The organism is Planktothrix sp. FACHB-1355 (assembly GCF_014748295.1).
Classification (GTDB): Bacteria; Cyanobacteriota; Cyanobacteriia; order Cyanobacteriales; family Aerosakkonemataceae; genus Aerosakkonema; species Aerosakkonema funiforme_A.
This window is the reverse complement of the sequence record NZ_JACJUP010001185.1, coordinates 1-2126: the sequence shown is the minus strand read 5'-3', so window position 1 is coordinate 2126 and position 2126 is coordinate 1. Positions and strand designations below refer to the sequence as shown.

3 protein-coding genes and 1 pseudogene are annotated in these 2126 nt (G+C 38.9%); 2 read left to right on the top strand and 2 right to left on the bottom strand.

The genetic code is table 11. The annotated features are described in order from the left end of the window. Positions 1 to 192, top strand: a pseudogene (locus tag H6S82_RS30535) (UDP-3-O-(3-hydroxymyristoyl)glucosamine N-acyltransferase); the annotation flags it as partial. A 205-nt stretch (positions 193 to 397) separates the two neighbouring features. Then, positions 398 to 838, top strand: a complete 441-nt coding sequence (locus H6S82_RS30530; protein ID WP_190464932.1) for an Hsp20/alpha crystallin family protein — start codon at positions 398 to 400, stop codon at positions 836 to 838. 177 nt (positions 839 to 1015) lie between these two features. On the opposite strand, the gene H6S82_RS30525 is transcribed toward H6S82_RS30530, so the two are convergent. Together H6S82_RS30525 and H6S82_RS30520 are read right to left on the bottom strand one after the other, a co-directional pair. After that, on the bottom strand, positions 1016 to 1501 hold the full coding sequence (locus tag H6S82_RS30525) for an SH3 domain-containing protein (protein ID WP_190464933.1): 486 nt from the start codon (positions 1499 to 1501) through the stop codon (positions 1016 to 1018). 231 nt (positions 1502 to 1732) lie between these two features. After that, positions 1733 to 2126, bottom strand: a 394-nt coding sequence (locus tag H6S82_RS30520; protein ID WP_191057275.1) for a YqhA family protein, incomplete at its 5' end; no start/stop codon positions are given.

Below are 2126 nucleotides of genomic sequence, written 5' to 3'. Positions count from 1 at the left end.
GCTAAGATTGGAGATGGTGCGATCGCTTCCGCCAAAGCCGGAATTCATAATGATGTAGAACCAGGAGAAATTGTCTCTGGTATTCCAGCTATTTCCCACAAACATTTTCTCAAAACAGCTGCTATCTACAACCGCCTTCCCGAAATGTATCAAATTCTCAAACAACTCCAGCGTCGCTTTAGCGAAAAGTAACCCAAACAATCGGGAAAGTCGCACTCAATTAGTAGGGTTTACCTCACTTACCGATATTCTGTTTTAAGGCACTATAGAACTGTGCTTAGAGACGCAAAGCTGAATAAACGCAAAGGTTTACAGCCTCAATAGCGTATCTATAGCCGATTATTTAGTAAGCATTTGATTCAGTTTCTGTAAAACAGTTGCGAAGGTTACTGGGATTATGAGAATTGTACGTTTGCAGCCTTTTCAAGAAATGGAAACCCTGCGTCGTCAAATGGATCGGATGTTTGACGAATTAGCACAATACAACGGCGAAACTTCCCAAGGTTGGGTGCCTGCAATAGAATTACACGATGAAGAAAATCATCTCACTTTGCGGGCAGAAATTCCCGGCGTGGAAGGCAAAGATTTGGATATCCACGTTACTCGCGAAGCAGTTTCCCTTGCTGGCGAACGCCGCTATGAAAAACAAGCTGAACACAAGGGTTTTTATCACTCTGAATTCCGCTATGGCAAGTTCCAGCGCACAGTTCAACTACCCGTTCTTATCCAAAACGATAAAGTCCAAGCCGAATTCAAAAATGGCATCCTGACCCTAACTCTACCCAAAGCAGAAGAATTGCAGCGGAAAGTTGTCAAGGTGAATGTTGTTAATAGCTAAGCAAATCTGAGAACAAAAATATGAGAAACCTGGTTTCTTTTAAAAACCAGGTTTCTCTGCTAATTAAAAGAAGATCGTTTATCAAAACTGAGTTACAAACAACGGAGTTTTTAATTTTATTTATCTCAGTAGTGAAATTACAAGAATATCCCAGACTAAAAATGGCATAATTAGCCACTAAAAATCGCAATCAGGTTCGCGAATTAAACGTTCATTTATGAAACCATTAAACTGGGGTATTTCCGCCCAGCTGCCAACGTAATTAATCGGTTCGTCTATAGTTGTACCATTTGGTATGCGACCGATAATTTCTCCGTTGGGTTCTTTGCGAATATTCACACCTGTATCCTTGGGATCGAAAACTACGTAATCCTCATTTTGAACCAGACCATCCCCATCTATCCAACCTCTGCTTCCGGATTTTCCTACTCGCACTTGAAGCCAACCATTTCTTTCTATTCCTGTAGCAGTTACCTGAGTTCCGTTAGTGATTCTTCTGATAATACGTCCGTTGGGAGTAGCACGCAAGTTTACATAAGTATCTCGCGGATCTTGAACTGTGTAATTGCGACAAATATCTAATTGTGCTGATGATAAAATAGGTGTATTTAATACAGTAAAAAATCCACTTGCAATTGTAGTGAATATGAAATTTAGTTTCATTTTATCCTCCTAAGTTATCAAAGTAAACTAGCTCCTATTCCATATTTCTGGTTGCCATATTAGGTTTTGGATTGAGTGTTTCCAAGCAAAAATGCTTTTTTGCTCATCCTGCAAAGCTAGCGATCGATTTTTTTGTCATATCTATACAAAACTTTACGTATTCAACATAGTCTCCTCCCTGCCCACTCCCCCGCTACCCCACTAAGGATAATGAAAACTTAAAAACCAGCCTTATTCATGAGATGACTTGTTTTGGTTACCAGAATGTGACTTGTGCATCAAGTAACTGCTGGCGGCAATGAGTATAATCGAGATAGCTAAATAAAGTATATCTTGGTAGTTTTGTATTGGCATCGCTGTAACTTGTTTAAAAAAGCTAACTACCAACACCATAACAATGACTTTTAACACTTTTTCTTTGAGTTCATCTAAAGAGTGAATTTCCAAAATGCGGATTTCCTTATTAGCTCTGCCAACGTCTATTTTGGAAATAAATAACTCGTATATCCCAAAACTGAAAATCATCAAAACTATTCCGATTAAATAAAGGTCTATTCCCCCAATAATATTAGTCATAACTTTGGTAATAGCTTGGGAGTGATTTTCATGCAAATGGGAGTACTGT

What these genes read in the sequence shown, in the direction of transcription:
- H6S82_RS30525 (WP_190464933.1), bottom strand. Translation starts at nt 1,501, where the DNA reads ATGAAACTAAATTTCATATTCACTACAATTGCAAGTGGATTTTTTACT.
- H6S82_RS30530 (WP_190464932.1), top strand. Translation starts at nt 398, where the DNA reads ATGAGAATTGTACGTTTGCAGCCTTTTCAAGAAATGGAAACCCTGCGT.